This window comes from Flavobacterium sp. B167r (assembly GCF_056824315.1).
On the sequence record NZ_CP124859.1, the window covers coordinates 1900432 to 1923600 of the forward strand.

A 23169-nucleotide genomic window follows, 5' to 3' on the forward strand; every position below is an offset into this window, starting at 1 on the left:
TTCTGTCTAAAAAACAGTGTCTTTGATTTTTAAATACATTCAAAAATGAAAAAAATTCAAATGGTTGACTTAAAAAGTCAATATGAAAAAATAAAATCTACTGTAGATGCTTCAATTCAGGAAGTTTTAGATACTAATACTTATATCAACGGACCTTTAGTTCATCAGTTTCAAAAGAATCTTGAAGATTATTTAGGTGCAAAACACGTTATTCCTTGTGCAAACGGTACAGATGCTTTGCAGATTGCTATGATGGGATTGGGTCTTCAACCAGGAGATGAAGTAATTACCGCTGATTTTACTTTTGCAGCAACTGTTGAGGTTATCGCTTTATTGCAATTAACACCAGTTTTGGTTGATGTTGATATGGTAAATATGAACATCGATATCGATGCTGTTAAAAAGGCGATCACTCCAAAAACAAAAGCAATTGTTCCGGTTCACTTATTTGGACGTGCTTCTAATATGGATGCGATTATGGAAATTGCGGCTCAATATAATTTATATGTAATTGAAGATAATGCTCAAGCAATTGGAGCTGATTATATTTCGAAATCTGGTGCAAAATCTAAAGTCGGAACTATTGGGCACATAGCAGCAACTTCTTTCTTCCCATCTAAAAACTTAGGATGCTACGGAGACGGAGGAGCAATTTTTACAAATGATGATAATTTGGCTCATATCATCCGCGGAATCGTAAATCACGGAATGTACGAGCGTTACCATCATGATGTTGTGGGTGTTAATTCACGTTTAGATAGTATTCAGGCTGGGGTTTTAAATGCAAAATTGCCTTTGTTGGATGAATATAACGCAGCTCGTCGTTTGGCGGCAACAAAATATAATGCTGCTTTCGCTGGAAATGCACATATTATTACGCCAGATTTTAATGCAAACGAAAATGATCACGTTTTTCATCAATATGTTTTAAGAATTATTGATGCAGATCGTAATGCTTTGATGCAGCATTTATTGGATAAAGGAATTCCATGTGCAATTTATTATCCAATTCCGCTTCACTCTCAAAAAGCATATTTAGATCCTCGTTATAAGGAAGAGCAATTTCCTGTAACTAATCAATTGGTTCAAGAAGTTATCGCATTGCCAATGCATACAGAACTTGATGATGAGCAAATTAAATATATTACAGATAGCGTAATTGAATTTTTAAAATAAGACAGCTTAAATATTAGCTATAATTTAACTACAAACAACCACAAAATGAAAGTATTAGTAACGGGAGGATTAGGGTTTATCGGTTCTCACACCGTAGTCGAGTTGCAAAATGAAGGCTTCGAAGTAGTGATCATTGATAATCTTTCAAATTCTTCAGAAGATGTTTTAAAAGGAATTACAACGATTACAGGAAAAACGCCTTTATTCGAAAAATTAGATTTAAGAGAAAAAGCGTCAGTTAGGGATTTCTTTAAAAAACACAGCGATGTTACAGGAGTAATTCATTTTGCGGCTTCAAAAGCAGTTGGTGAAAGTGTTGAACAGCCTTTGTTGTATTATGAAAACAACATTAGCAGTTTAATTTATCTTTTGCAAGAATTACAGCAAAAAACAGAAGCAAGTTTTATTTTCAGCTCTTCTTGTACGGTTTACGGTCAGGCCGAAAAAATGCCGATTACAGAAGATGCACCGGTTCAAACGGCAATGTCTCCTTACGGAAATACAAAGCAAATTGGCGAAGAAATTATTACAGATACAGCTAAAGTGACTAATATAAATGCTATTTTATTACGTTATTTCAATCCAGTTGGAGCGCACGAATCGGTAGAAATTGGAGAATTGCCTTTAGGAGTTCCTCAAAATTTAGTTCCATTTATTACACAAACAGGAATGGGATTACGTCAGGAATTGTCTGTTTTTGGAGATGATTATCCAACTCCAGACGGAACTGCAGTTCGTGATTATATTCATGTTGTTGATTTAGCAAAAGCGCACGTAATTGCCTTACAGCGTTTATTCAATAAAAAGAATTTAGCGAAAGTTGAAACTTTTAACCTTGGAACTGGAAAAGGAAGTTCGGTTTTAGAAGTCATTCATAGTTTCGAAAAAGTAAGTGAGAAAAAATTACCATACGTCATTAAGCCTCGCCGTGAAGGTGATATTACTGAAGCTTACGCGAATACTGATAAGGCAAATAATGTCTTAGGATGGAAGGCTGAACTAAGTCTGGATGAAGCAATGGCAAGTGCATGGAAATGGGAACAAAAAGTGAGGAATAAATAGTTTTTTAAATAAAATTATAAATTTTTAAAGTCCCAGATTATAGCAATATAGTTTGGGACTTTTCTTTTAATGACATTTAATTTTTATGAAAAAAGATTTAGATTATAAATTAATTTTTGCCCTTACAGCAGTTGGAATTATCTGGGGCACAACGTTTTTAGGAATTAGAGTTGCGGTAGAAACGATTCCGCCTTGGTTTGTGACCTCAATTCGTCAGGGACTGGCGGGTTTAATTATGATGACTATTTTGCTGTTCAAGAAAGAATTAAAATGGATTGGCTGGGGAAATTTCAAACAGCAACTTATTCCTTCAATTTTAATGATTGTAATAGCAAATGGTTTTACAACAATTGCAGAAAAGACTTTACCAAGTGGATTAGCATCTGTAATAAGTGCCTTGTCTCCAATTCTAATTTTTCTAGGAAGTATTTTAGTTGGTTTGCAAAAAATGAGTTTAAGAGGGTTTATTGGAGTGATTATAGGATTTTCGGGAGTTGTTTTTATATTTAAAGACGGACTCGGATCATTTCTTGATGCCGATTATAGGAGCGGAATGATATTTATGGGATTTGCTATTTTGGCTTGGGCGGCAGGAACAATTTATACCAAAACGCACGCTAACAAATCGAATAATATTGTACTCAACTTGTTTTATCAATTTACGATGGCATCTATTATTCAGCTGGTTTTAGCGTCTATTTTTTCTCCAAATCCTGATTTTAGCACTTGGAGTTCAAGAAGTATTTTTGCTGCCTTGTATTTATCTATTTTTGGCTCGGTGATTGCTTTTTTTAGTTACAATTATGCATTGAAACGCGTGTCGGCTGTACAGGTTTCCATTTTGTCTTACGTTAATACAATAATTGCGGTATTTCTGGGCTGGTTGCTTTTAGATGAAGTGATTACATTTGATTTTATAATTGCAACTGCGCTTATTATTCTTGGGGTTTTTATTGTGAATTACAAAAAGAAGGAGAAGAAAGCTTAGAGAATATAATATTTTTTGATTTGATTTATTTTGTAAATTTGTAAGAATTAAAAGTAGGAATTATGAGTTCGGATAAAGAAAATAAGAAGAAAGATAAGGTGGAAGAGCCTGCAACTGAATATCAAATTCAAAAACCGAAAATTCAAGGTATAGATCGCGAGACTTTTGATTTTGATGCAGAGTTTGCAAAAGGATTGAACGTTGAAGAAGCAAAAAAAGAATCAATTAGAAGAATTCGAAAATGGTGGCCAGATAATTTTGATTGTGAGTTTGAAAATGGCTTAACACCGGAACAATTTAAGATTGAAATGTCTAAAAGAATTAAAAGTTATCCTTGGAAAAAATAACTTAGTACATAAAAAAACAAAATCCTCATAAACTGATTAAAGTTTATGAGGATTTTTTGTTTTTTGTTGTCCTGCAAGGTTTACAAAACCTTGTAGGTCTGTATTTTTAAAGCTTAAATACCTACAAGGTTTTGGAAACCTTGCAGGAGTTGCGACTGAAAACTTAAAAATTAAGCATTAGCAGTAGCCGCTTCTTTATCAATTTTATTAATCAATCCAGCTAAAACTTTTCCAGGGCCAACTTCAGTAAACAAAGTAGCGCCGTCAGCGATCATTTGTTGTACAGATTGCGTCCATTTTACAGGAGCAGTTAATTGAATGATTAAGTTCTTTTTAATTTCGTTTGCATCAGAAACCGCATTTGCAGTAACGTTTTGATACACTGGGCAACTTGGAGTTGAGAATGTAGTTGCTTCAATTGCAGCAGCCAATTCTTCTCTTGCCGGTTCCATCATTGGTGAGTGAAATGCTCCTCCAACAGGTAAAATTAAAGCACGTTTTGCTCCGGCAGCTTTCATTGCTTCACAAGCTTTTTCAACAGCAGTAGTTTCTCCAGAAATTACCAATTGACCTGGGCAATTGTAGTTTGCAGCAACCACAATACCGTCGATAGAAGCGCAAACTTCTTCCACAATATTATCCGCTAAACCTAAAACAGCAGCCATTGTAGATGGAGTAATTTCGCATGCTTTTTGCATTGCTAAAGCACGTTGAGAAACCAATTTAAGTCCGTCTTCAAAAGATAAAACTCCATTTGCAACCAAAGCAGAGAATTCTCCTAATGAGTGTCCTGCAACCATTTCCGGTTTGAAATCTTCTAAAGTTTTGGCCAAAATAACAGAATGTAAAAATACAGCTGGCTGTGTAACTTTAGTTTCTTTTAGTTCTTCGGCAGTACCTTCAAACATAATATCTGTAATTCTGAAACCTAATATTTCATTAGCTTTTTCGAATAATTCTTTGGCTAAAGCCGAATTTTCATACAGGTCTTTGCCCATTCCTGTGAATTGTGCACCCTGACCCGGAAATACGTATGCTTTCATTTGTCTAATTTTATTTTTATTTTTTTTGGAATTGAATTAGTTTCAATTGAAAGGCAAAAATAACACTTTTTTATTTCGTATAATCCTTAAACATGTAAATCCATGCTAATCTGGAAAATCGGAGATTAAAAGAAGTCATTAAAGTAATCACAACAGCGATAATAGGAATAATTCTCAAATCGAAATTTTTCTCAAAGAAAAACTGTGCAATACAATATGTTGCAATTCCCTGAGCGACTGTTAATCCGTAGTTTACGTACATGGCTCCAAAGAAATAGCCAGGTTCTTTTTGGAATTTATAATTACAATGACTACAATACTCATTCATTTTTGGTAAACCAAAATTGAAGAAAATATTTTTGTCTGTAAAAACTTTTCCTTTATGACAAATAGGACATTCGTTGCTTAAAATATGAGTTAATGCGCTTGACATGACTTTGTTGTTTTTTATTTATACAAAGGTAATTTGTAACCTATTAAAAGTCTTTTTTATATCTTCGCTTATTATAGCACAATAAAGACATTTTTATGAAAAGATATCCCATTTATAGTGTTCAGAATTTTAGCTGTAACGATATTCACCGCGATTTTTACGTCAATACTTTTAAAGAACATTTAAAAAATCACAGTTTTGTCGAAGAACCGCACCGTCACGACTCGTATTTAATGGTCTTTTTTACCAAAGGTTCGGGATTGCATGAAGTCGATTTTGATCAGTTTGAAATAAAAAGAGGAAGTCTTTTTGTGCTACAGCCGGGACAAATGCACCATTGGAATTTATCCGAAGACATCGAAGGCTTCGTCATTATCTTTTCTCAGGAAATGTATAATCTGTATTTCGGACAGAAAAAAATCAACGATTATAATTTTTATCATTCTATTCATAACCGACCAGAAATGGTTTTTGAAGAAAATGAAATTCCGAAAATCCTTCCGTATTTTAATTTATTAATTCAGGAAAATAGTCAAGATAACAAATATCAATTAGATAAATTGCTGAATTTATTAGATTGCATTCACATTGAAGTAGCGAGAAAATACAACGAAACCTATTCGCATCAAGCGCATTCATACAACATCAAAATCAATACATTCGAATCGCTTTTAGAGGAATATTTCAAAACCGAAAAACTGCCTTCTTTCTACGCAGAAAAACTAAATATTACACTAAAACATTTAAACAGAATCTGCAACGAAATCCTCCAAAAAACAGCAACTGAAGTAATCACTGACCGCGTAATCCTCGAAATCAAAAGAATGTTGATGGACAAACAATTAGCCATAAACGAAGTAGCGTTAAAAGTCGGCTATGAAGATTACTCGTACTTCTCCCGCTTCTTCAAAAAACAAACCGGAATGTCGCCAACAGAATTTAGAAATACTGTACGTTGAGTTTTTTTGTTTGCCACGAATTGCACGAATTTTCACGAATTATTTTTTATAGCCACAGATTAAAGGATTATATGGATTAAAAAATCTGTGAAAATCTTTTTAATCTGTGGCAAAAAATATTTAGCGTTTTTGAGAAAAAAAATTAGTGGAAATTCGTGGCAACATAAAAAAAAAGCCCTGCGAGTAAACGCAGAGCTTTCAATCAACCAATTAAATCTAATCTAAACCAAAGATTAAGCTTGTTTTACGAATTGTAATTCGATATTTAATTTTACTTCTTCACCAACTAAAACACCTCCTGTTTCAAGAGCTGAGTTCCAGTTTAAACCCCAATCTTTACGATTGATTTTTCCTTCTATGCTTAAACCAACTTTAGTATTTCCCCAAGGATCAGTCATTGTTCCGCTAAATTCTACTGGGAATTTTACTGTTTTAGAAATTCCTTTAATGTTTAAATCTCCAGTTAATTCGTAATCTCCGTCATCGATTTTTTTGAAAGAAGAAGCTTTGAAAGATAATTTTGGATGATTTTCAGCATCAAAAAAGTCACCGCTTCTTAAATGTCCGTCTCTGTCTGCATTTGCAGTATCGATTGATGAAATATCGCCAGAAAATTCAATTGCAGCGTTCTCGAAGTTTTCTCCGTCTGTAGTGATTGTAGCGTCGTAAGTTCCAAATTTTCCTGAAACGTTTGTAAACATCATGTGTTTAACTTTAAAACCAATTTCAGAGTGTGTTGGGTCAATTGACCATTTTGTAGTTGCCATAATTTTATTTTTTTAAATAATTAATTTGTTTCATTTTGATAGGACAAAGTTACGGTGATAGTTGTCTTGAAGCACTTAACCTAGATTAAGAAATGAAAAATGTGATAAATAATGTGATTTATTTTTCCCGCAGATTTTGCAGATAAAGCAGATTTTTGTTTTTATAATCTCCTGAATCTGCAAAATCTGCGGGAGACTTTTAAAACTTCCAATAATTTAAGTTTTTTTTAAAAAAAAAGAAACGATAACAATCTGATCTACAGAATTATTATCGTTTCAAAGTACAGGTATTAATTGTTTTTGTTTGAATTAATAATTCATCGGAATATCCATCAATAAAAATTCAGCGTCAGTATTTGCTGTAATGTTTAAAGTATCAGTTCCTGAAATTCCAACTGCATCACGAGTGTTCAATTCCTGACCGTTGATCGTTACATTTCCTTTTAAAATGAAAGCATAAACTCCGTTTCCTTCTTTTTTGATTTTGTATTCAGTTGACACACCTGAGTCAAAATTACCCATATTGAACCAAGCGTCCTGGTGAATCCAAACTCCGCTATCATCAGCATTTGGAGATAAAACTTGCGACAATTTATTGTGTCTGTCCGCAACATCCAAAGTAATTTGTTGGTAACGCGGCGTAACATTTCTTTTATTTGGAAACAACCAAATCTGCAACAATTTAGTCTGCTGATCAGCATTCGGATTAAACTCACTATGCTGAATTCCAGTTCCAGCACTCATCACCTGAATGTCACCATTTTTAATGATTTCCGTATTTCCCATGCTGTCTTTATGAGCCAAATCACCTTCAAGAGGAATCGTAATAATTTCCATATTATCGTGAGGGTGAGTTCCAAAACCCATTCCAGCAGCAATTGTATCATCGTTCAAAACACGAAGCGCCCCAAACTGAACTCTATCCGGATTATACCAGCTCGCAAAACTAAAGCTATGGTAAGCGTTTAGCCAACCGTGATTTGCATTTCCTCTTGTTTCTGCTTTGTGCAATACTATATTTTCCATGATTTTGTCCTTTTGTTATTTTATAGTACAAAGATACGGTCAACGTGAAGGAAAAGCACTTAATCTAGATTAAGAAAGGTTCTAAGGTTCTAATATGCTAAGTTTCTAAGGTATTCCTAGTGTGATTTAATTTTCTAATTGGCATATTCCCAAATTATCTAATTGATTTTTTTTGAAGCAGAAATTTAAGTTTTCAAAAGACGTCTAGTCCCGCTATCCGTTTCAATCTTTTGTGCCGAACCCCGGCACAAAAGGATTTCCACTTCTATCGGGGCTAATTTAGAAGTTTTTGTTTTCAGAAGAATATGTGTTTTAACACAAAGTAAGCGCCCAGTTTGTCATCTCGACGAAGGAGAGATCACACGCGAAATTCCGCAAAAATTGGCGATCCACTTTGTAGAACTACTAGTGTGATCTCTCCTTCGTCGAGATGACAAGTTTGCGAGGAATATTGTCAATGAAATTCAAGAAAAATAAAACTATTTAATTCTAATCAATTTCCCTTTTCCAGTCACTATATCCAGGTAATTAGCATCATTCTTATCATGCATATAAAATTGAATAGTATCCTTTTGAATCTGATCTTTCGGAATAGTTATAACTAAATCAGTATTGATGAAATTATCCAATATGATTTTATTTCCGTAAGAAACCTTTCCTTTCGGCATAAACTTGTTATCAAAAACAAAAACACTATCCTTAAAAGTAATTTTATCTTTCTGAATATATTGATTGTCGTTTTCAATTAAATAATTGTAACGACCAGTTAGTTTATCTGTTTGCTGAATTAAGCTAACAGAAAGTATAGTGAATAGCAAAGCAAAGTATTTCATAATTCTAACTGTATTGATTTATAAACTGTTGTACAACCGCATCGGTGTTCTCATGGCGTTTCTTTTTCTCCAAAGCAATAGGAGGAGAAGCGCGCTCCAGACAATCCTGAACGGAACAAGTTTCGCAAGTTACACCTACAATTCTTTTCACCAAAGGTTTTCCTTCAATGAATTTAAATTTCTTTTTCATTGCCGAATTTATTAAAATTCCAACTGAAATACTTCGGATATAATTTTCCGCAAAAGGATCTTTTGTAGCCGATGAAAAAACTAAATATTCGTTCCCGCTGTTGGCATAACTCGAAATTTGAGCATCAAAAAAATGCGGTTTATTTTGTTTGATGGCTTCGTCAATGGTTTTTACCGAAACCCATCTTCTGCAATAATGTTCATTAGTTTCGTTGGCATGCGGTTCCTGTTGATTGGTAATGTGTAATTCTTTGTTTATCTGATAAAAATCACTTCCGGGACGATGTGATAATCTTAAAAAGAATAAGTTTTTCAGATGAAAATCTTTTGGTAATAAATTGGTTAATCGCTGATAAAAAGATTCAGGTGAAACTTCAAAGCTTTCAATTAATGAAACAAATTCTTCCGGTTTCGGATTTTCGTTTTCCAAGAAATTATTGATTTTATCTACAACTAATTTTCGTGGCAACAATAAAGCGCCAGCAAAATATGAAGCATAAAAATTGTTCAAAACCTGATCAAAATTTTCAAACTTAATCCAGCTGAAAGTCAATAAACGTTCAGAAATTTTCAAATAATTGTATGCAATTTCTTTAGCTAAAATAAAAGCTTTTTGTGGTGCATCAATTTCAGTTGAAAGCAATAAAGTTTTACTTTTCGGAACATAAATCGAACGCAAATCGTCTAAAGCTTCCTGATCTATAAAAGCAATTTCTTTGATGTTGTATTCGTATTCTTCTTTTAAAATCGCTTCCAATTCTTCAATGCTAATTTTAGAATCTAAATTGATTTGAAATGACTTCGAAAAAGCGATTACTTTGTCTTCTAAATCTTCAAAATAATTGCTGTGTGCTTCCTGATACGAACGCAAAGCGGCAAGGAAAAAACTTTCCCGACTTAAATTATAATGCTGTGCAATTTCGATAATCGTACTGATAAATGCATTGACTTTAGCCGGAGCATTAGCAATAATATCAATTAAATCGGCTTCCTGAATTCCGAAAAGTTCCAGCGGAATTTCTTTTAAAATTCCAGATTTCAAGATTTCGCCAATCGGAGCGAGGTTGTTATCGAGTTTTAAAGACACCATTTGGTCGTAAGTCACGTCCAAATGTTCGCATAAAAGTAAAATTTTATCTGTTTTTGGATATTTTTTTCCCTTTTCAATTTCGTTTAAATACGATTTTGAAAGATTGGTCAGTTTGGCCAAACCAAAAAGTGACAAGTTTTTTTGTGTACGAACTTGCTTGAGTTTTAGCCCAAAAATCAGCTTTATATAGTCTTTTTCGATATCCATAATTCAAATATAAGTATTCTAAAAAACAATCGCAAAATAAATATTTTTTAAATTTAGCGAACGTTCGCTTGTTTTGTAAAAAACTTTTTTATAACATTGTACTGTTGAAACGAATTAATTATGAGTTAGTTATGATTTATTGGTTTTGATCAAAAGAAAAATGATTGAGAAGAAAAGCTTTTCAATTAAATAAAAAATAAAATCTGCAGCTATGAAAAACCAATTAGAGATCACTGAAATGGCTTTAGAAATTCTGGCCGACAAGAAGCTTTCTTATCCAACAATCTGGACAGAAGAAGCGATTGCATTCATCACCGAATTGCACAAAAAATTCAAATCACAACGAAAATTATTGCTTTTGCAAAGAGATCAAAAACAAGTCGCTTTTGATCAGGGTGTCATGCCGGTTTTTACTCCAGAAACAAAAAGCATCAGAGAAGGTAATTGGACGGCTGGAGAAATTCCGAAAGATTTGCTGGATCGAAGAGTAGAAATTACCGGACCAGTTGACCGCAAAATGATTATCAATGCTTTGAATTCGGGTGCCAAAACTTTCATGGCCGATTTTGAAGACAGTACTTCGCCAACCTGGAAAAACCTAATGGACGGACAAGTGAATTTGATCGATGCAGTTAATAAAACTATTTCGCACAGAGATGAAATTAAGGATAAAACCTATCAGTTAAATGAAAAAATAGCCACTTTAATTGTGCGTCCGAGAGGGTTGCATTTGCCAGAAAAACATCTTTTGATTGATGGAAATGAAGTTTCTGGATCGTTGGTCGATTTTGGATTGTATGTTTTTCACAATCATAAAAATCTTTTAGAAAACAATTCAGGACCTTATTTCTACATTCCGAAATTAGAACATTATTTAGAGGCAAGATGGTGGAACAGCGTAATTGATTTTACCGAAGATTATTTGAAATTGAAACGCGGAACCATAAAAGTGACGGCTTTAATCGAAACGATTACGGCAAGTTTTCAGTTGGATGAAATCATTTTCGAATTAAAAGAACATATCGTTGGCTTGAACTGCGGACGCTGGGATTATATTTTCTCTTACATCAAAAAGTTTAGAAAAAATCCAAAATTCATTGTTCCGGATCGCGATCAGGTAAATATGACTTCGCCTTTTATGAATGCATATTCGAATTTGGTAATTCAGAGATGTCACAAACGCGGAATTCATGCGATTGGCGGAATGGCAGCTCAAATTCCGATCCGAAATAATGATGAAGCCAATGCAGTCGCTTTCGCGAAAGTAAAAACCGATAAAGAACGCGAAGTTAAAAACGGTCACGACGGAACTTGGGTAGCGCATCCGGATTTGGTTGTTTTGGCCAAAGAAATTTTTGATAAAGTAATGCCAACTCCAAATCAAATTCATATAAAAAGAGAACATCAAAAAATTACGGAAGCAGATTTGATTGAACCACCAATTGGATTGATTACAGAAAATGGTGTTCGAAAAAATATCAATGTTGGAGTTCTATATTTAGCTTCATGGCTGAATGGGCAAGGTGCTGCTGCTTTGCATAATTTAATGGAAGATGCAGCAACTGCCGAAATTTCAAGATCGCAATTGTGGCAGTGGCTTCAAAACAAAGTGGTTTTAGATAATGGACGAAAATTAGATTTGGCTTATTATCACGAATTGGCTTTGGATGAATTCCAGAAAATCAAAACGGAATTAGGGGAAGAAAATCACGAAAAACAGCAATTTCCATTAGCAGAAAAAGTTTTGGAAAGATTAGTTGTAAATCCAGATTTTGTTGATTTTTTAACGATTCCGTGCTACAAATATTTATAAAATCAATTTTAAACACACAGAAACATAGATTTTAGTTTTAATAAAAAAGGTAAGAAAAAACTAGTTTTCACACATAGCTATGTGAATTGAAACAAGTGAAACGCCTTTATGCATAAAGTAAAGCTATGATTCTATGTGTTTGGAAAAATTGCGTCCAGTTAAAAACTGAACACCATTACTAACAAACCACTTAACTATACATTTATGAAAACAACAGAAGACAGAATTCAGGAATTGATTAATGATTGGATTTCGAACCCAAGATGGAAAGGTGTTGAACGTCCTTATACTGCGAGTGAAGTTGTGACGCTTCAGGGTTCGTATCAAATTGAGCATTCTATTGCAAAAATGGGAGCGCAAAAATTATGGAGAAAGTTAAAAAGTCAGGATTATGTAGCGGGTTTGGGGGCGTTGACTGGTAATCAGGCTATTCAGGAAGTGGATGCCGGTTTAGAAGCGATTTATTTGAGCGGATGGCAAGTTGCGGCAGATGCAAATTTGGCAGGCGAAATGTATCCAGATCAATCGCTATATCCGGTAAACAGTGTGCCGATGGTGGTAAAAAAGATCAACAATGCTTTATTGCGAGCTGATCAGATTCAGACTGTAAATGAAGTGAAAGATAAAAAAGATTATTTGGTTCCGATTGTGGCTGATGCCGAAGCTGGTTTTGGCGGAAACCTAAATGCTTTCGAATTAATGAAATCGATGATTGAAGCCGGAGCTTCTGGAGTTCATTTTGAAGATCAGTTGAGTTCTGCTAAAAAATGTGGGCATTTGGGCGGAAAAGTTTTGGTACCGACGCAAGAAGCGATTAATAAATTGATTGCAGCTCGTTTGGCTTCGGATGTTATGGGAGTTCCGACTTTAATTGTTGCCCGTACAGATGCAGATGCGGCGAATTTGCTAACAAGCGATGCTGATCCGAGGGATGCAAAATTTATTACGGGAGAAAAAACTAATGAAGGTTTCTTTTATGTAAAAAACGGAATTGAGCAAGGAATTGCGCGAGGACTAAGTTACGCTCCGTATGCCGATTTAATTTGGATGGAAACCAGTAACCCTGATTTGGCTTTCGCTAAAAAATTTGCGGATGCCATGAAAAAGGAATTTCCGGATAAAATGTTGGCTTACAATTGTTCGCCTTCTTTCAACTGGGCTGCAAAATTATCAGTTGCCGAAATGGAAACGTTTAGAGAAGATTTGGCTGCAATGGGTTATAAATTCCAATTTATCACTTTGGCAGGATTCCATGCTTTGAATACAAGTATGTTCGAATTGTCTAAAGCCTACAAAGAACGCGGAATGGCAGGTTATTCTGAATTGCAGGAAAGAGAATTCGCTTTACAAAAAAATGGATTTAGAGCTGTAAAACATCAGGCTTTCGTGGGAACTTCTTATTTCGATGCTGTTCAAAATACGGTTACAATCGGAAGATCTTCAACAACCGCAATGAAGCATTCTACGGAGGTGGAGCAGTTTTAATTCACAAAAAAACACGGTTCGATTTGCGGGCCGTGTTTTTGTTTTTTTTGCCACAGATTTCAGAGATTAAAAAGATTTAAAAAATGTTGCCACGAATTTCACAAATTCGCACGAATTTTTATTCAAATTTAATTCGTGGAAATTTGTGAAATTCGTGGCTAAAAAAAAAAATCCTTTTAATATCTGAAATCTGTGGCTAGAAAATTATTTCTTCAAAAGCCTAGCTTTCATTTTGCTGAAAAATTCAGGTGTTACGCCAATGAAAGAAGCGATTTGTTTTTGAGGAACTTTATGAACTAATGTTCCGTATTTTTTAGTGAATTTCTCAAAACGTTCTTCGGCAGGTAAACTTAAATTGTCCATTAATCTTTGTTGATTTGCAATTAAAGAATTTTCAATTAAAATTCTGAAAAAACGCTCTAGTTTTGGAATTTCAAGATACAATTGTTCTTGATTTTCTTTGGATAACGAAACTACTTCTGCTTCTTCTAAAACCTCAATAAAAAGTTGTCCCGGTTTTTGAGAAAAGTAACTGTACATATCGCTCATCCACCAACCTTCGCAGGCAAACGAAAGCACATGTTCGACAATATTGTCGTTTATGTTGAAACTTCGTAAAATACCAGAATTTACAAAATACGAATGTGTACAAACTTCGCCCGCATTCAATAAAATGGTTTTAGGTTTGTACGTATTAGTTTCCAGTTTAGATAAAAAAAGCGCCTGTTCCTCTGGCGTCAGCGAAACATGTTTGGCAATATTTTCAAGAATTAATGCCATTATTTTTTATCTTCAATTAGTGCAAATGAAGTTGCTTTAAATCGGTCACCAACAATTTCTCCGGTAACAGTAGCTTTACTGATGGCGTTGCAAAAACCTTTTTCAGCGTGTGCATCTCCGTGATCATGAATTGTTGTTCCATCAACAAAATAAGATTTTCCGTCAATGCGGACAGCCAAATCACAGCTTTTTCCTTTCATCCCGAATTGACATTCTCCGCATGAAGCTTCTACGATTGTTGGTTTATCGAATTTCTTTTTGCTCTGAGCTTGAACTGCGATTCCAATAAAAAGGAAAGTCGCCAATAATATATTTTTCATAGTTAAGAATTTACAGTTAATCTGTTGTGTGTATCATTTAAACACATAGAAACATAGTTCTGCTTTGTATATAAAGGCGTTTCACTTGTTTCAATGCACATAGCTATGTGTGAAAACTTGTTTTTTCTTTTCCCTTTTTATTAGAATTAAAATCTATATTTCTATGTGTTAAAGATTTTTTATATTTAATTCTACGAATTTACAGTTATTAATTTTGCGGTTTCTTTGGCGCGTTCTGTTACTTCGTTGATTGGAGTTGAAAGTGTATCGTGACTTAAAACGACACCCATTCTTCGGTGAGGTCTTGAAGTTGGTTTCCCGAAAATTCTGAAATCGGTTTTTGGTAATGCCGCTACTTTTTCGATTCCGGTAAAAGTTGGATTTGTTGAGTCTTCTGAAGCTAAAATTACAGCGCTTGCTCCAGCTTTTTCTAAAGTGATTTCGAAAATGGGAAGACTTAAAATAGCTCGTAAATGCAATTCGAATTCGTTGAAATTCTGTGTTCCAGCCAAAGTTACCATTCCCGTATCGTGTGGACGCGGAGAAAGTTCAGAGAAATAAACGCCTTCGTTAGTCAGGAAAAATTCAACACCAAAAAGTCCTGCACCTCCAAGTGCTTCGGTAATTTTTTCAGCCATATCTTGCGCTTCGTACAAATCTTTGTCTGAAACTAAAGCAGGCTGCCAACTTTCCTGATAATCGCCTCTTTCTTGTCTGTGGCCAATTGGTGCGCAGAATAAAGTCGGATTATTATTTTGAGTAATCGTCAAAAGCGTAATTTCAGAATTGAAATCTACAAAAGCTTCTACTATCACTTCGATAACGTCTCCACGTGAACCTGCGACAGCGTATTGCCACGCTTTTTCAATATCACTTTCGGTTTTGATTGTCGATTGTCCTTTTCCGGAAGAAGACATTAATGGTTTTACAACGCACGGAATTCCGACTTCCTGAACTGCTTTTTGAAGCTCCTCTGCCGATGTCGCGTATTGGTATTTTGCGGTTTTTAATCCAAGTTCTTTCGAAGCTAAATCGCGGATTGCTTTACGATTCATGGTAAAGTTGGCCGCTTTCGCAGAAGGAACAACGGTAATGCCTTGCTTTTCGTAATCGTAAAAACGTTCGGTGCGAATGGCTTCTATTTCGGGAACGATAAAATCTGGTTGGTGTTTGGCTACGATTCGGTCAAGTGCTTCGCCGTCAAGCATGTTGATGACTTCAAAGCCATGAGCGACTTGCATTGCCGGTGCGTTTTCGTAACTGTCAACTGCAATTATGGTTTGTCCGATTCGTTGTGCTGCAATGACAAATTCTTTGCCTAATTCGCCTGAACCTAGAAGTAATATTTTCATTTTGGAGTAGTGTATTGTTGAGTAGTAAAAGTAAAGAAAAAGCTTCTTTTAACCGCAAAGTTCGCAAAGATTTACGCAAAGAACGCTAAGCTTTTGTTTTTAAGTTAAAAGGAAGAACGCGGAGAGTTTTCTCGCAGATTTGCTTCGCCTGTTCGCTGTCGCTCGGGTTGCAGATTCGGCGGATTTTTTTTGCGATGAATTGCCTCAAGCTTTAGCTGGAGGAACTTTAATGAGAATATTTGGGGCTTTAGCCAAACTTGATTTTTTGGCTAAAGCCTTCTTGTGGACTATTGTTTTACCTCCAGCTAAAGCTGGAGGCAATTGATGTTTTTTCTTTTGAAAATGACATTTTCTTGTTAACCGGTTTGCGTGAGGGATAGAAGTGGAAAGCCCACAGCCGTGAGGAACGAACAGGCGAGGACTTGTAACGGATAGCCCGACCCGGAGGGGCACGCCCAAATTTTGATGTTCTTACTTATTAATGACCTCTACAGGTATGTGTAGTAAATTCAGGTTAAATTTATTCGGAATTTCTATGTGAGCTTTACTATATTTCTATATTTTCGCGCAAAACAAATATAATCATAGGATGAGAATAAATTTTATTTTAATACTGATTGCTTTATGCATTACATCTTTAGTTCATTCACAATCAGCTGGAATTACTTTTAAATTTGGAATGGGAGAACAAAAAGCTAATGCTGTAATTTTTAAAAAAGACCAACAAAAAATTAGTGGAATAGTTAATTTTCCTTCGTTTACCGATAAAAAAGTAAAAATTAAAGTTGGCGAGGAGAATGAAAAGTACGCTAGCGCCGATATCGATTCGATTCAGATTTTTGATGATAATAAAAAACTGTCTTATACTTTTGTTAGAACCAAAACAAAGGTTTATAAAAAGAAGGGAACGGAATTTAAAGTTATTGATGAAAACTGGATCTGCAAAATTATTACAGGCAAAGCTTCTCTGTATTTAGGCGGTGAAGAATACGGAATAAAAGAGGTTAAGGTTGAGGATGAAAAATCGCAAGATAAGAGTAAAGTAAAGAAAATGCAGGTGGTTTCGAAAGATGTAAATCATTATTTAAAAAGAAGTAATGAAGATTATCCTGTTTTGGTTTCTTTGAGTTCCAATGCTCTTTCTGCTGGATATAATGCTTTTTTTAAAGAGTACGGAGTCTACTATTTTAGCGACAATACCGAAATTGCTAAAAAAATTGAAGATAAAGAATATAAATATGATGATATTGAGAAGGTTGTGAATTTGTATAATGCTAAAAAAGAGAAAAAAGCGGAGTCAAAATCAACATTAAAGGCTACAAAAATAAAGATTACGCCACACAAAAACTACAAAGAAGAAATAATAAAAAAGCGATACTTAATTGAGTATCGCTTTTTTTATATTAATGATATTGATCTTCTTCGATTTCGAATTCAGCATCTTTTTCCCAGATTTCCATTTCGCAGGGTTTGCAGTTGAATTTAAGTTTGTATTCTAGCTCGCCCTGTTTTAAAACCAAAGGTTCTTTTACTTTGACACCAACAATGTCTTTTTGGTGTATTGGACATTTTTTTAATTCGTATTTGATGCAATATTTGGTTGTCATTACACGAGATTTTCCTGGATCCCATTGTAATTCGAATGCTTTTTCGATTTCGGTAACACCGTGGCGTTCGTAGAATTTACGAGCGGTTTTGTTGGAAACGTTGTACATGAAATCCAGCTTGGTTTCTGGGTAAGGATGTGACGTTTTTACCAATTGGTGTTCTTCGCGTTTGTAATTTGCTAGACGAATTTCTGATAATTGTTCGAAAACATTTCTTCTCATTTCGTTGATTTTTGAAATAGGAAGGAACCAGTTTTGAGAAAATACAACATTAATTTCATCGGCGCTGTAAGGTGTGAAACCTGTTTTTGCCAATTGAACTTTAATGTTTTCTTCTATCGATTCGCCAGTTTTTGTCTGCTCTTTTGCGTGCTCTAATGTTACTGTACTTACGTTTCCGTCTTCGTCGGTTGCGATTAATTCGAAACCATTTTCGTTTTCGGTAAGCAATAAAGTCGTTCCGATTTTACGGATCGCACTGTCTTCTCTTTCAACAATTTTGATGAAAGCAATATCGTTGTTGCGGTAAATGAAAGTTCCGTCTTTTACTTCTTTTAGAACGTTTGGATAAACTTTTCCGTTTTCGGCTTTGTTAACGTAGATTCCGTCGGCTTCGTTGTTTTCGTTGATGAAACAAAGTCCGTCACCGTTGTTTAGCAATTCGCCGTTTTCGATTTCGTAAGCGTCTCCGATTGTACGGATTAATTTACCAATATATTGACCTTTTGATTTTGGACTTTCCCAAGAACCAATACTAGCGTGTCTTTCGTTTACGAAATAATCGGTATAACCACGATTGAAGGTTCTGTTTAAAGTAGAATCGAAAGTATAGGTACATTTTCCAGAAGAAGCTTTTGTGTATTTATCGCTACCTTCTAAATAACTGTCTAATTTTTGACGTAAATATGAAACGTTGTTTTTAACGTAAGCCACATCTTTTAGACGGCCTTCAATTTTGAAAGAAACGATTCCCGCTTCGATCAAATTCGGAATTTGGTCTGAAACGTCTAAATCTTTAATCGAAAGCAAGTGACTGTTTTTGATTAAAGTTTCTCCGTTTCCGTCGATTAAGTTATAAGGTAAACGACAGTTTTGAGCGCAAGAACCACGGTTGGCGCTACGTTCTCCGTTTGCTACACTCATATAACAGTTTCCGCTGAAGGATACGCAAAGTGCACCCGTTACGAAAAATTCTAATTCAACATCAGCTTCGTCGTAGATAGTTTTAATTTGATGCAAGTTCAATTCACGCGCTAAAACAACACGTTTGATTCCGGCATCTTTTAAGAATTTAATTTTGTCTGCATCACGATTATTGGCTTGCGTGCTTGCGTGAAGTACGATAGGAGGCAAGTCCATTTCCATAATCGCCATATCCTGAATAATCAAGGCATCGACACCAATGCCGTATAATTCCCAAATCATGGCACGACACGTATCTAATTCGTTATCGTATAAAATGGTATTCATTACCACAAAAACCTGAGCGTTAAATAAGTGCGCGTATTTTACTAATGCAGCAACATCTTCAATTGAGTTGTTGGCATTAGAACGGGCACCAAATTGTGGTGCTCCAATATATACTGCATCTGCACCGCTGTTAATAGCTGCCATTCCACCGATTAAATCTCTTGCTGGAGCTAATATTTCTATTTTCTTCTTCATTTCTAAAACTTTAGCCTTTTGTGGTATTCACGGAAAAAAGTGTGCAAAGGTCTAATAAATTATTTGAGTTTGCTAGAGATGAAGCGATTTTTTTGAAATTGTTAACTTAATATGGAATAATGATGGTTAAGATTTTTGTTTATTGATGTAACCTATTATATATGTTTCTTTCTTTTTCAGAGAAATAAAATTTAAATCCGGTTTGTTTTATCTCAATATCAAAATCTCGTTTGATAGAAAAACTGGTTTCAAAAACTATTGCAAATGATACTTCAATTGCGAATAGTACTATTGCTGTTATATAAATGGTTATGAGTAGTTTTTTATTTAGTTTTATTTTGAGTCCAAATTTATCTGTCAAAAATAACAATGTAAAGGCGATTAAAAAATAGGTAAGAAAATCAATAAAGAATTCCATTATAAAAAATTGCTGCGCTAGGGAAGTATGAAATGCTGGCGCTTTGTATATTAAAGGAAATCCATATGTGACACAATCAGAACCGTCAATAACATCAACAATCCACCATTTTGTGAAAAGTATAAATAAGATAACAGTTAAAGGCAAAGCCAAACTTAGCAATCTTTTTTTGTTTGTCATTTTTATTCTATTGAATTAAATAGCTTCTAAAGTAATAAAAATTTTATTAAATTGATATGTTTAGTTTTTGGTGAAAAGACTTGCTTTGGTAAGCATGTTTTAAACAAAAAAACCGCCCGATCCGAAGACCGAGCAGTTTTCAAAAAAAAAGCATGAATCGATCGATCGACTAATTTGCTCTCATTTTAATTTGTGATAAAGTATTTTGAATACTATTCAATTGTTTTGAAACGATATAAATTTGATCATGTTCCAAATGATTTTCTTCGAGTGCCATTTTGTATTTTTCAATTGCGGCTTCTTCACCAGTAATGCACGCATTTATAATGGCTTCGGTATCGCCTCCTGTAAAAGCTGATTTGATATCTATCCAAGTTCGGTGTAAAGCTCCAAGTGGGCCACCGCCAGAAGTATCTGTCGATTTTCCTAGTTTATTGATTTGGTTTTGCAACTCTACAATAAACAAAGCTCGTTCGCGGGAATACTCAAGGAAATCAGTTTTCATTGCTGGATTTTCTACATGCTCTGCTGCATTTGTATATCCTAATTTTCCATCTTCAAGAATTGAAATTAATCCTTCTAAAGTTTTAATTGTTTCTGTGGTGGTTTCTTCTGCATGTGTCATGACATATAATTTTTTGAAATTAATATGTTACAAAGTTTGCAATTATAAAATGCTTTGTTTTACAGGATTACATATGATGTTTTATAATATTGTAGAATGGGAATTTTGAAACTAAGAAAAAAGTTTCACGCAGATTTAAATTGATTTGAGCAGATTTTTGTTTTTGAAAATGATACTTCTCGTTTGCCGATTTGCGTGAGGGATAGGAGCGATATCCTTTTATGGTGGGGTTCACCATAAAAGATATAGCGGATAGCCCGGCCCTTGGGACACGCCCATAAAAAAACAGCTTAAAGTATAAAAGTGATGAAACTTTTGAACCTTAAGCCGTTTTAGTAAAACTTAAAATATTGTTATGCAGTCAAAGCTTCTTTGATTCTGCGTAATGCTTCTTTTAAAATATCGTTGCTTGTTGCGTAAGAAAAACGGATACAGTTTGGATTTCCGAAAGCATCTCCAGTTACTGTAGCAACGTTTGCTTCAGCTAAAAGATACATCGAAACGTCGTTTGCATCTTTAATTTCTGTTCCTTTTAATGTTTTTCCGAAGTAAGAAGAAACGTCTGGGAATACGTAGAATGCACCTTCTGGAACGTTGATTTTTACGCCTGGAATTTCTTTTAATAATCCAACAACTAAATCTCTACGTCCGTGGAAAGCTTGAACCATTTCGTTTAATACGCTTGGATCTGCATCTACAGCTGTGATTGTAGCTCTTTGTGCCACAGAATTTGCACCAGAAGTTACTTGTCCTTGAATTTTTGTACACGCTTTTGCGATGAATTCTGGAGCTCCGATGTAACCAATTCTGTATCCTGTCATTGCAAATGCTTTTGCAACTCCGTTTACAGTGATTGTTTTTTCTAACATTCCTGGGATAGAACCGATACTGCAGAAAGTTCCAGAGAAATTGATGTGCTCATAGATTTCGTCTGCAACTACGTAAATATTTGGGTGTTTTTCTAAAACTTTAGCTAAAGCTGTTAATTCTTCTCTGCTGTAAACAGATCCTGAAGGATTACATGGAGAAGAGAACCACATCATTTTTGTTTTTGGTGTAATTGCAGCTTCTAATTGCTCTGGAGTGATTTTGAAATCTGTTTCTACAGAAGTTGGAACTTCTACAGGAACTCCGCCAGAAAGTTTTACGATTTCGAAATAAGAAACCCAGTAAGGTGCTGGTAAAATAACTTCGTCACCGTCGTTTAACATTACCTGTGCAATGTTGTATAAAGATTGTTTTGCTCCTGTAGAAACTACAATTTGAGATGGTTTGTACTCTAAATTATTGTCTCTTTTGAATTTTCTGCAGATTGCTTCTCTTAGTTCAAGATAACCTTCTACTGGAGAATATGTGCTGTAATTTTCGTCAATTGCTCTCTTTGCAGCTTCTTTGATAAAATCAGGTGTATTGAAATCTGGTTCACCTAAACTTAAGCTGATAATGTCTTTTCCTTGTGCTTTTAATTCGCGTGCTAAAGCAGCCATTGCTAATGTTTGCGAAGTCGCTAATTTGTTGATTCTGTCCGAAAGAATATGATTCATTATAAAAATTTTGAATGTCCTTAAATTTGCTGTGTTGTTTAAGGATTGGTTAATTATTAATAGATTTTTTTAGTTTTTTAAACTGCTAATTCTGGTTTCATTCCTAAATCACGTAAATGCTTAAAGTGAGCAATAATAGCACTTCGCATTGTTTTGTATTCGTAATAGGGCAGATTGCATTCTTTTGCTGTTTCTTTTACAATTTTTGCGATTTTACCGTAGTGAATATGACTGATATTTGGAAAAATATGATGTTCGATTTGATGATTCAACCCGCCTGTATACCAATTTACAATTGCATTTTTTGGAGCAAAATTAGTTGTAGTGTACAGTTGGTGCACAGCCCAAGTGTTGTCCATTTCTCCTAATTCATTTGGAGTTGGATTTGTAGTATGATCTACAACGTGTGCTAATTGGAACACAATGCTTAGAATTAATCCAGCGGTATAATGCATTACGAAAAATCCTAAAAGCACTTTCCACCATGTAATTCCGATTAAAATAGGAAGAACAATCCAGATTGAAAGATAAATAATTTTTGTGATGATCAAAGTTGTCCAAAGAATCTTAGGATTTTTTGCTTCACCATATGATAATTTTCTTTTCAAGTAATTGCGCATTTGCTTAAAATCGGTTGTAATTGCCCAATTGAAAGTTAGTAAACCATATAAGAATACAGAATAATAATGTTGAAAACGGTGAAAACTATGCCATTCAGCATGTTCTGTAAAACGAATAATTCGACCAGCATCAAGATCTTCATCATGTCCAGGAATGTTGGTATAAGTATGGTGAAGTACATTATGCTGCACTTGCCAGTTATAAACATTTCCAGCTAGAATATAAATCGTTCCGCCCATAAATTTATTAATCCAGTTTTTTGTAGAATAAGATCCGTGATTTCCGTCGTGCATTACGTTCATTCCAATACCGGCCATTCCAATTCCGATTACGATAGATAATAGAAGCATTACCCAAAACGGCATGTTAAGTGTAAGGATTAAAAAGTAAGGAGTTAAAAATACAGCAAACAGAATCACAGCTTTTAAATGTAATTGCCAGTTTCCGGTTTTTTTGATATTATTTTCTTTGAAATAATTGTTTACCCGAGAGTTAAGTGTTCTAAAGAACTTCAAATTGTCTTGCCTTGCAAAAGTTGGAGCAGTGTTATTCATACTTAATTTAAATAGTTTTCAAAGATAATTATTATAAATTTTCAATTTGCAAAATTGAGTTAAATATTTCAATCGTAAAGTAGTA

22 protein-coding genes are annotated in these 23169 nt (G+C 34.5%); 8 read left to right on the top strand and 14 right to left on the bottom strand.

What is annotated here, in order from left to right; genetic code table 11:
* The first annotated feature begins 45 nt into the window (after nt 1-45).
* The 4 genes from QLQ96_RS08515 to QLQ96_RS08530 all read left to right on the top strand — a co-directional run bounded on the left by QLQ96_RS08515 (nt 46) and on the right by QLQ96_RS08530 (nt 3573).
* Complete coding sequence (locus QLQ96_RS08515; RefSeq protein ID WP_482496268.1) at nt 46-1176, top strand: DegT/DnrJ/EryC1/StrS family aminotransferase; 1131 nt, start codon at nt 46-48, stop codon at nt 1174-1176.
* A 45-nt stretch (nt 1177-1221) separates the two neighbouring features.
* Nucleotides 1222-2238, top strand: a complete 1017-nt coding sequence (galE, locus tag QLQ96_RS08520; RefSeq protein WP_482496269.1) for a UDP-glucose 4-epimerase GalE — start codon at nt 1222-1224, stop codon at nt 2236-2238.
* 85 nt (nt 2239-2323) lie between these two features.
* On the top strand, nt 2324-3226 hold the full coding sequence (locus tag QLQ96_RS08525) for a DMT family transporter (protein ID WP_482496270.1): 903 nt from the start codon (nt 2324-2326) through the stop codon (nt 3224-3226).
* A 62-nt stretch (nt 3227-3288) separates the two neighbouring features.
* Nucleotides 3289-3573, top strand: a complete 285-nt coding sequence (locus QLQ96_RS08530) for a hypothetical protein (RefSeq protein ID WP_482496271.1) — start codon at nt 3289-3291, stop codon at nt 3571-3573.
* 170 nt (nt 3574-3743) lie between these two features.
* Here QLQ96_RS08530 and fabD read toward each other — a convergent pair whose 3' ends face one another.
* Both fabD and QLQ96_RS08540 read right to left on the bottom strand, forming a co-directional pair.
* The gene (fabD, locus tag QLQ96_RS08535; RefSeq protein WP_482496272.1) at nt 3744-4616 is read right to left on the bottom strand and encodes an ACP S-malonyltransferase; all 873 of its coding nucleotides are present in this window, start codon (nt 4614-4616) and stop codon (nt 3744-3746) included.
* A gap of 70 nt (nt 4617-4686) precedes the next feature.
* Nucleotides 4687-5049, bottom strand: coding sequence for a DUF983 domain-containing protein (locus QLQ96_RS08540; protein ID WP_482496273.1), 363 nt, complete (start codon nt 5047-5049; stop codon nt 4687-4689).
* 95 nt (nt 5050-5144) lie between these two features.
* Here QLQ96_RS08540 and QLQ96_RS08545 point away from each other — a divergent pair, with 95 nt between their 5' ends.
* A complete protein-coding gene (locus tag QLQ96_RS08545) occupies nt 5145-6008 on the top strand; it encodes a helix-turn-helix domain-containing protein (RefSeq protein ID WP_482496274.1) in 864 nt (287 codons plus the stop codon).
* A 233-nt stretch (nt 6009-6241) separates the two neighbouring features.
* On the opposite strand, the gene QLQ96_RS08550 is transcribed toward QLQ96_RS08545, so the two are convergent.
* The 4 genes from QLQ96_RS08550 to QLQ96_RS08565 form a co-directional block, all read right to left on the bottom strand.
* Complete coding sequence (locus tag QLQ96_RS08550; RefSeq protein WP_482496275.1) at nt 6242-6775, bottom strand: YceI family protein; 534 nt, start codon at nt 6773-6775, stop codon at nt 6242-6244.
* Nucleotides 6776-7084: 309 nt separating this feature from the next.
* Nucleotides 7085-7801, bottom strand: coding sequence for a pirin family protein (locus tag QLQ96_RS08555; RefSeq protein ID WP_482496276.1), 717 nt, complete (start codon nt 7799-7801; stop codon nt 7085-7087).
* Nucleotides 7802-8280: 479 nt separating this feature from the next.
* On the bottom strand, nt 8281-8634 hold the full coding sequence (locus QLQ96_RS08560) for a hypothetical protein (protein WP_482496277.1): 354 nt from the start codon (nt 8632-8634) through the stop codon (nt 8281-8283).
* 4 nt (nt 8635-8638) lie between these two features.
* Nucleotides 8639-10120, bottom strand: a complete 1482-nt coding sequence (locus tag QLQ96_RS08565) for a helix-turn-helix domain-containing protein (protein ID WP_482496278.1) — start codon at nt 10118-10120, stop codon at nt 8639-8641.
* Between the two features lie 211 nt (nt 10121-10331).
* Here QLQ96_RS08565 and aceB point away from each other — a divergent pair, with 211 nt between their 5' ends.
* Together aceB and aceA are read left to right on the top strand one after the other, a co-directional pair.
* Nucleotides 10332-11933, top strand: coding sequence for a malate synthase A (gene aceB, locus QLQ96_RS08570; protein WP_482496279.1), 1602 nt, complete (start codon nt 10332-10334; stop codon nt 11931-11933).
* A gap of 204 nt (nt 11934-12137) precedes the next feature.
* The gene (gene aceA / locus QLQ96_RS08575; RefSeq protein WP_482496280.1) at nt 12138-13418 is read left to right on the top strand and encodes an isocitrate lyase; all 1281 of its coding nucleotides are present in this window, start codon (nt 12138-12140) and stop codon (nt 13416-13418) included.
* Nucleotides 13419-13622: 204 nt separating this feature from the next.
* Here aceA and QLQ96_RS08580 read toward each other — a convergent pair whose 3' ends face one another.
* The 3 genes from QLQ96_RS08580 to purT form a co-directional block, all read right to left on the bottom strand.
* Nucleotides 13623-14198: a Crp/Fnr family transcriptional regulator gene (locus QLQ96_RS08580; protein ID WP_482496281.1), complete on the bottom strand. Its 576-nt coding sequence runs from the start codon at nt 14196-14198 to the stop codon at nt 13623-13625.
* Nucleotides 14198-14518 carry a DUF6370 family protein gene (locus QLQ96_RS08585; RefSeq protein WP_482496282.1) on the bottom strand — a complete coding sequence of 107 codons (321 nt, stop codon included), beginning with the start codon at nt 14516-14518 and terminating at the stop codon, nt 14198-14200. The genes QLQ96_RS08580 and QLQ96_RS08585 overlap by 1 nt, the downstream gene beginning before the upstream one ends.
* A gap of 191 nt (nt 14519-14709) precedes the next feature.
* Complete coding sequence (gene purT / locus QLQ96_RS08590) at nt 14710-15870, bottom strand: formate-dependent phosphoribosylglycinamide formyltransferase (protein ID WP_482496283.1); 1161 nt, start codon at nt 15868-15870, stop codon at nt 14710-14712.
* A 589-nt stretch (nt 15871-16459) separates the two neighbouring features.
* On the opposite strand from purT, the gene QLQ96_RS08595 reads away from it, so the two are divergent.
* On the top strand, nt 16460-17350 hold the full coding sequence (locus tag QLQ96_RS08595; protein ID WP_482496284.1) for a hypothetical protein: 891 nt from the start codon (nt 16460-16462) through the stop codon (nt 17348-17350).
* Here the strand turns inward: QLQ96_RS08595 and QLQ96_RS08600 are convergent.
* The 5 genes from QLQ96_RS08600 to QLQ96_RS08620 all read right to left on the bottom strand — a co-directional run bounded on the left by QLQ96_RS08600 (nt 17274) and on the right by QLQ96_RS08620 (nt 23084).
* Entirely contained in the window at nt 17274-19142 is a 1869-nt protein-coding gene (locus QLQ96_RS08600; protein WP_482496285.1) for a peptidase U32 family protein, read from the bottom strand. The genes QLQ96_RS08595 and QLQ96_RS08600 overlap by 77 nt on opposite strands.
* A gap of 139 nt (nt 19143-19281) precedes the next feature.
* Nucleotides 19282-19740, bottom strand: coding sequence for a hypothetical protein (locus tag QLQ96_RS08605; RefSeq protein WP_482496286.1), 459 nt, complete (start codon nt 19738-19740; stop codon nt 19282-19284).
* 169 nt (nt 19741-19909) lie between these two features.
* Nucleotides 19910-20365 (bottom strand): ferritin-like domain-containing protein, encoded by a 456-nt coding sequence (locus QLQ96_RS08610; RefSeq protein WP_482496287.1) that lies wholly within the window; start codon nt 20363-20365, stop codon nt 19910-19912.
* Nucleotides 20366-20718: 353 nt separating this feature from the next.
* Entirely contained in the window at nt 20719-21909 is a 1191-nt protein-coding gene (locus tag QLQ96_RS08615; protein WP_482496288.1) for a pyridoxal phosphate-dependent aminotransferase, read from the bottom strand.
* Between the two features lie 77 nt (nt 21910-21986).
* Nucleotides 21987-23084, bottom strand: coding sequence for a fatty acid desaturase family protein (locus QLQ96_RS08620; protein WP_482496289.1), 1098 nt, complete (start codon nt 23082-23084; stop codon nt 21987-21989).
* Between the last annotated feature and the right edge of the window lie 85 nt (nt 23085-23169).

Coding starts and splice junctions, on each gene's coding strand:
- QLQ96_RS08540 (WP_482496273.1), bottom strand. CDS start 5,049: ATGTCAAGCGCATTAACTCATATTTTAAGCAACGAATGTCCTATTTGT.
- QLQ96_RS08545 (WP_482496274.1), top strand. CDS start 5,145: ATGAAAAGATATCCCATTTATAGTGTTCAGAATTTTAGCTGTAACGAT.
- QLQ96_RS08530 (WP_482496271.1), top strand. CDS start 3,289: ATGAGTTCGGATAAAGAAAATAAGAAGAAAGATAAGGTGGAAGAGCCT.
- QLQ96_RS08560 (WP_482496277.1), bottom strand. CDS start 8,634: ATGAAATACTTTGCTTTGCTATTCACTATACTTTCTGTTAGCTTAATT.
- QLQ96_RS08595 (WP_482496284.1), top strand. CDS start 16,460: ATGAGAATAAATTTTATTTTAATACTGATTGCTTTATGCATTACATCT.
- QLQ96_RS08555 (WP_482496276.1), bottom strand. CDS start 7,801: ATGGAAAATATAGTATTGCACAAAGCAGAAACAAGAGGAAATGCAAAT.
- QLQ96_RS08615 (WP_482496288.1), bottom strand. CDS start 21,909: ATGAATCATATTCTTTCGGACAGAATCAACAAATTAGCGACTTCGCAA.
- aceB (WP_482496279.1), top strand. CDS start 10,332: ATGAAAAACCAATTAGAGATCACTGAAATGGCTTTAGAAATTCTGGCC.
- QLQ96_RS08565 (WP_482496278.1), bottom strand. CDS start 10,120: ATGGATATCGAAAAAGACTATATAAAGCTGATTTTTGGGCTAAAACTC.
- fabD (WP_482496272.1), bottom strand. CDS start 4,616: ATGAAAGCATACGTATTTCCGGGTCAGGGTGCACAATTCACAGGAATG.
- QLQ96_RS08620 (WP_482496289.1), bottom strand. CDS start 23,084: ATGAATAACACTGCTCCAACTTTTGCAAGGCAAGACAATTTGAAGTTC.
- QLQ96_RS08600 (WP_482496285.1), bottom strand. CDS start 19,142: ATGAAGAAGAAAATAGAAATATTAGCTCCAGCAAGAGATTTAATCGGT.
- QLQ96_RS08580 (WP_482496281.1), bottom strand. CDS start 14,198: ATGGCATTAATTCTTGAAAATATTGCCAAACATGTTTCGCTGACGCCA.
- QLQ96_RS08525 (WP_482496270.1), top strand. CDS start 2,324: ATGAAAAAAGATTTAGATTATAAATTAATTTTTGCCCTTACAGCAGTT.
- QLQ96_RS08585 (WP_482496282.1), bottom strand. CDS start 14,518: ATGAAAAATATATTATTGGCGACTTTCCTTTTTATTGGAATCGCAGTT.
- galE (WP_482496269.1), top strand. CDS start 1,222: ATGAAAGTATTAGTAACGGGAGGATTAGGGTTTATCGGTTCTCACACC.
- QLQ96_RS08515 (WP_482496268.1), top strand. CDS start 46: ATGAAAAAAATTCAAATGGTTGACTTAAAAAGTCAATATGAAAAAATA.
- QLQ96_RS08550 (WP_482496275.1), bottom strand. CDS start 6,775: ATGGCAACTACAAAATGGTCAATTGACCCAACACACTCTGAAATTGGT.
- aceA (WP_482496280.1), top strand. CDS start 12,138: ATGAAAACAACAGAAGACAGAATTCAGGAATTGATTAATGATTGGATT.
- QLQ96_RS08605 (WP_482496286.1), bottom strand. CDS start 19,740: ATGACAAACAAAAAAAGATTGCTAAGTTTGGCTTTGCCTTTAACTGTT.
- QLQ96_RS08610 (WP_482496287.1), bottom strand. CDS start 20,365: ATGACACATGCAGAAGAAACCACCACAGAAACAATTAAAACTTTAGAA.
- purT (WP_482496283.1), bottom strand. CDS start 15,870: ATGAAAATATTACTTCTAGGTTCAGGCGAATTAGGCAAAGAATTTGTC.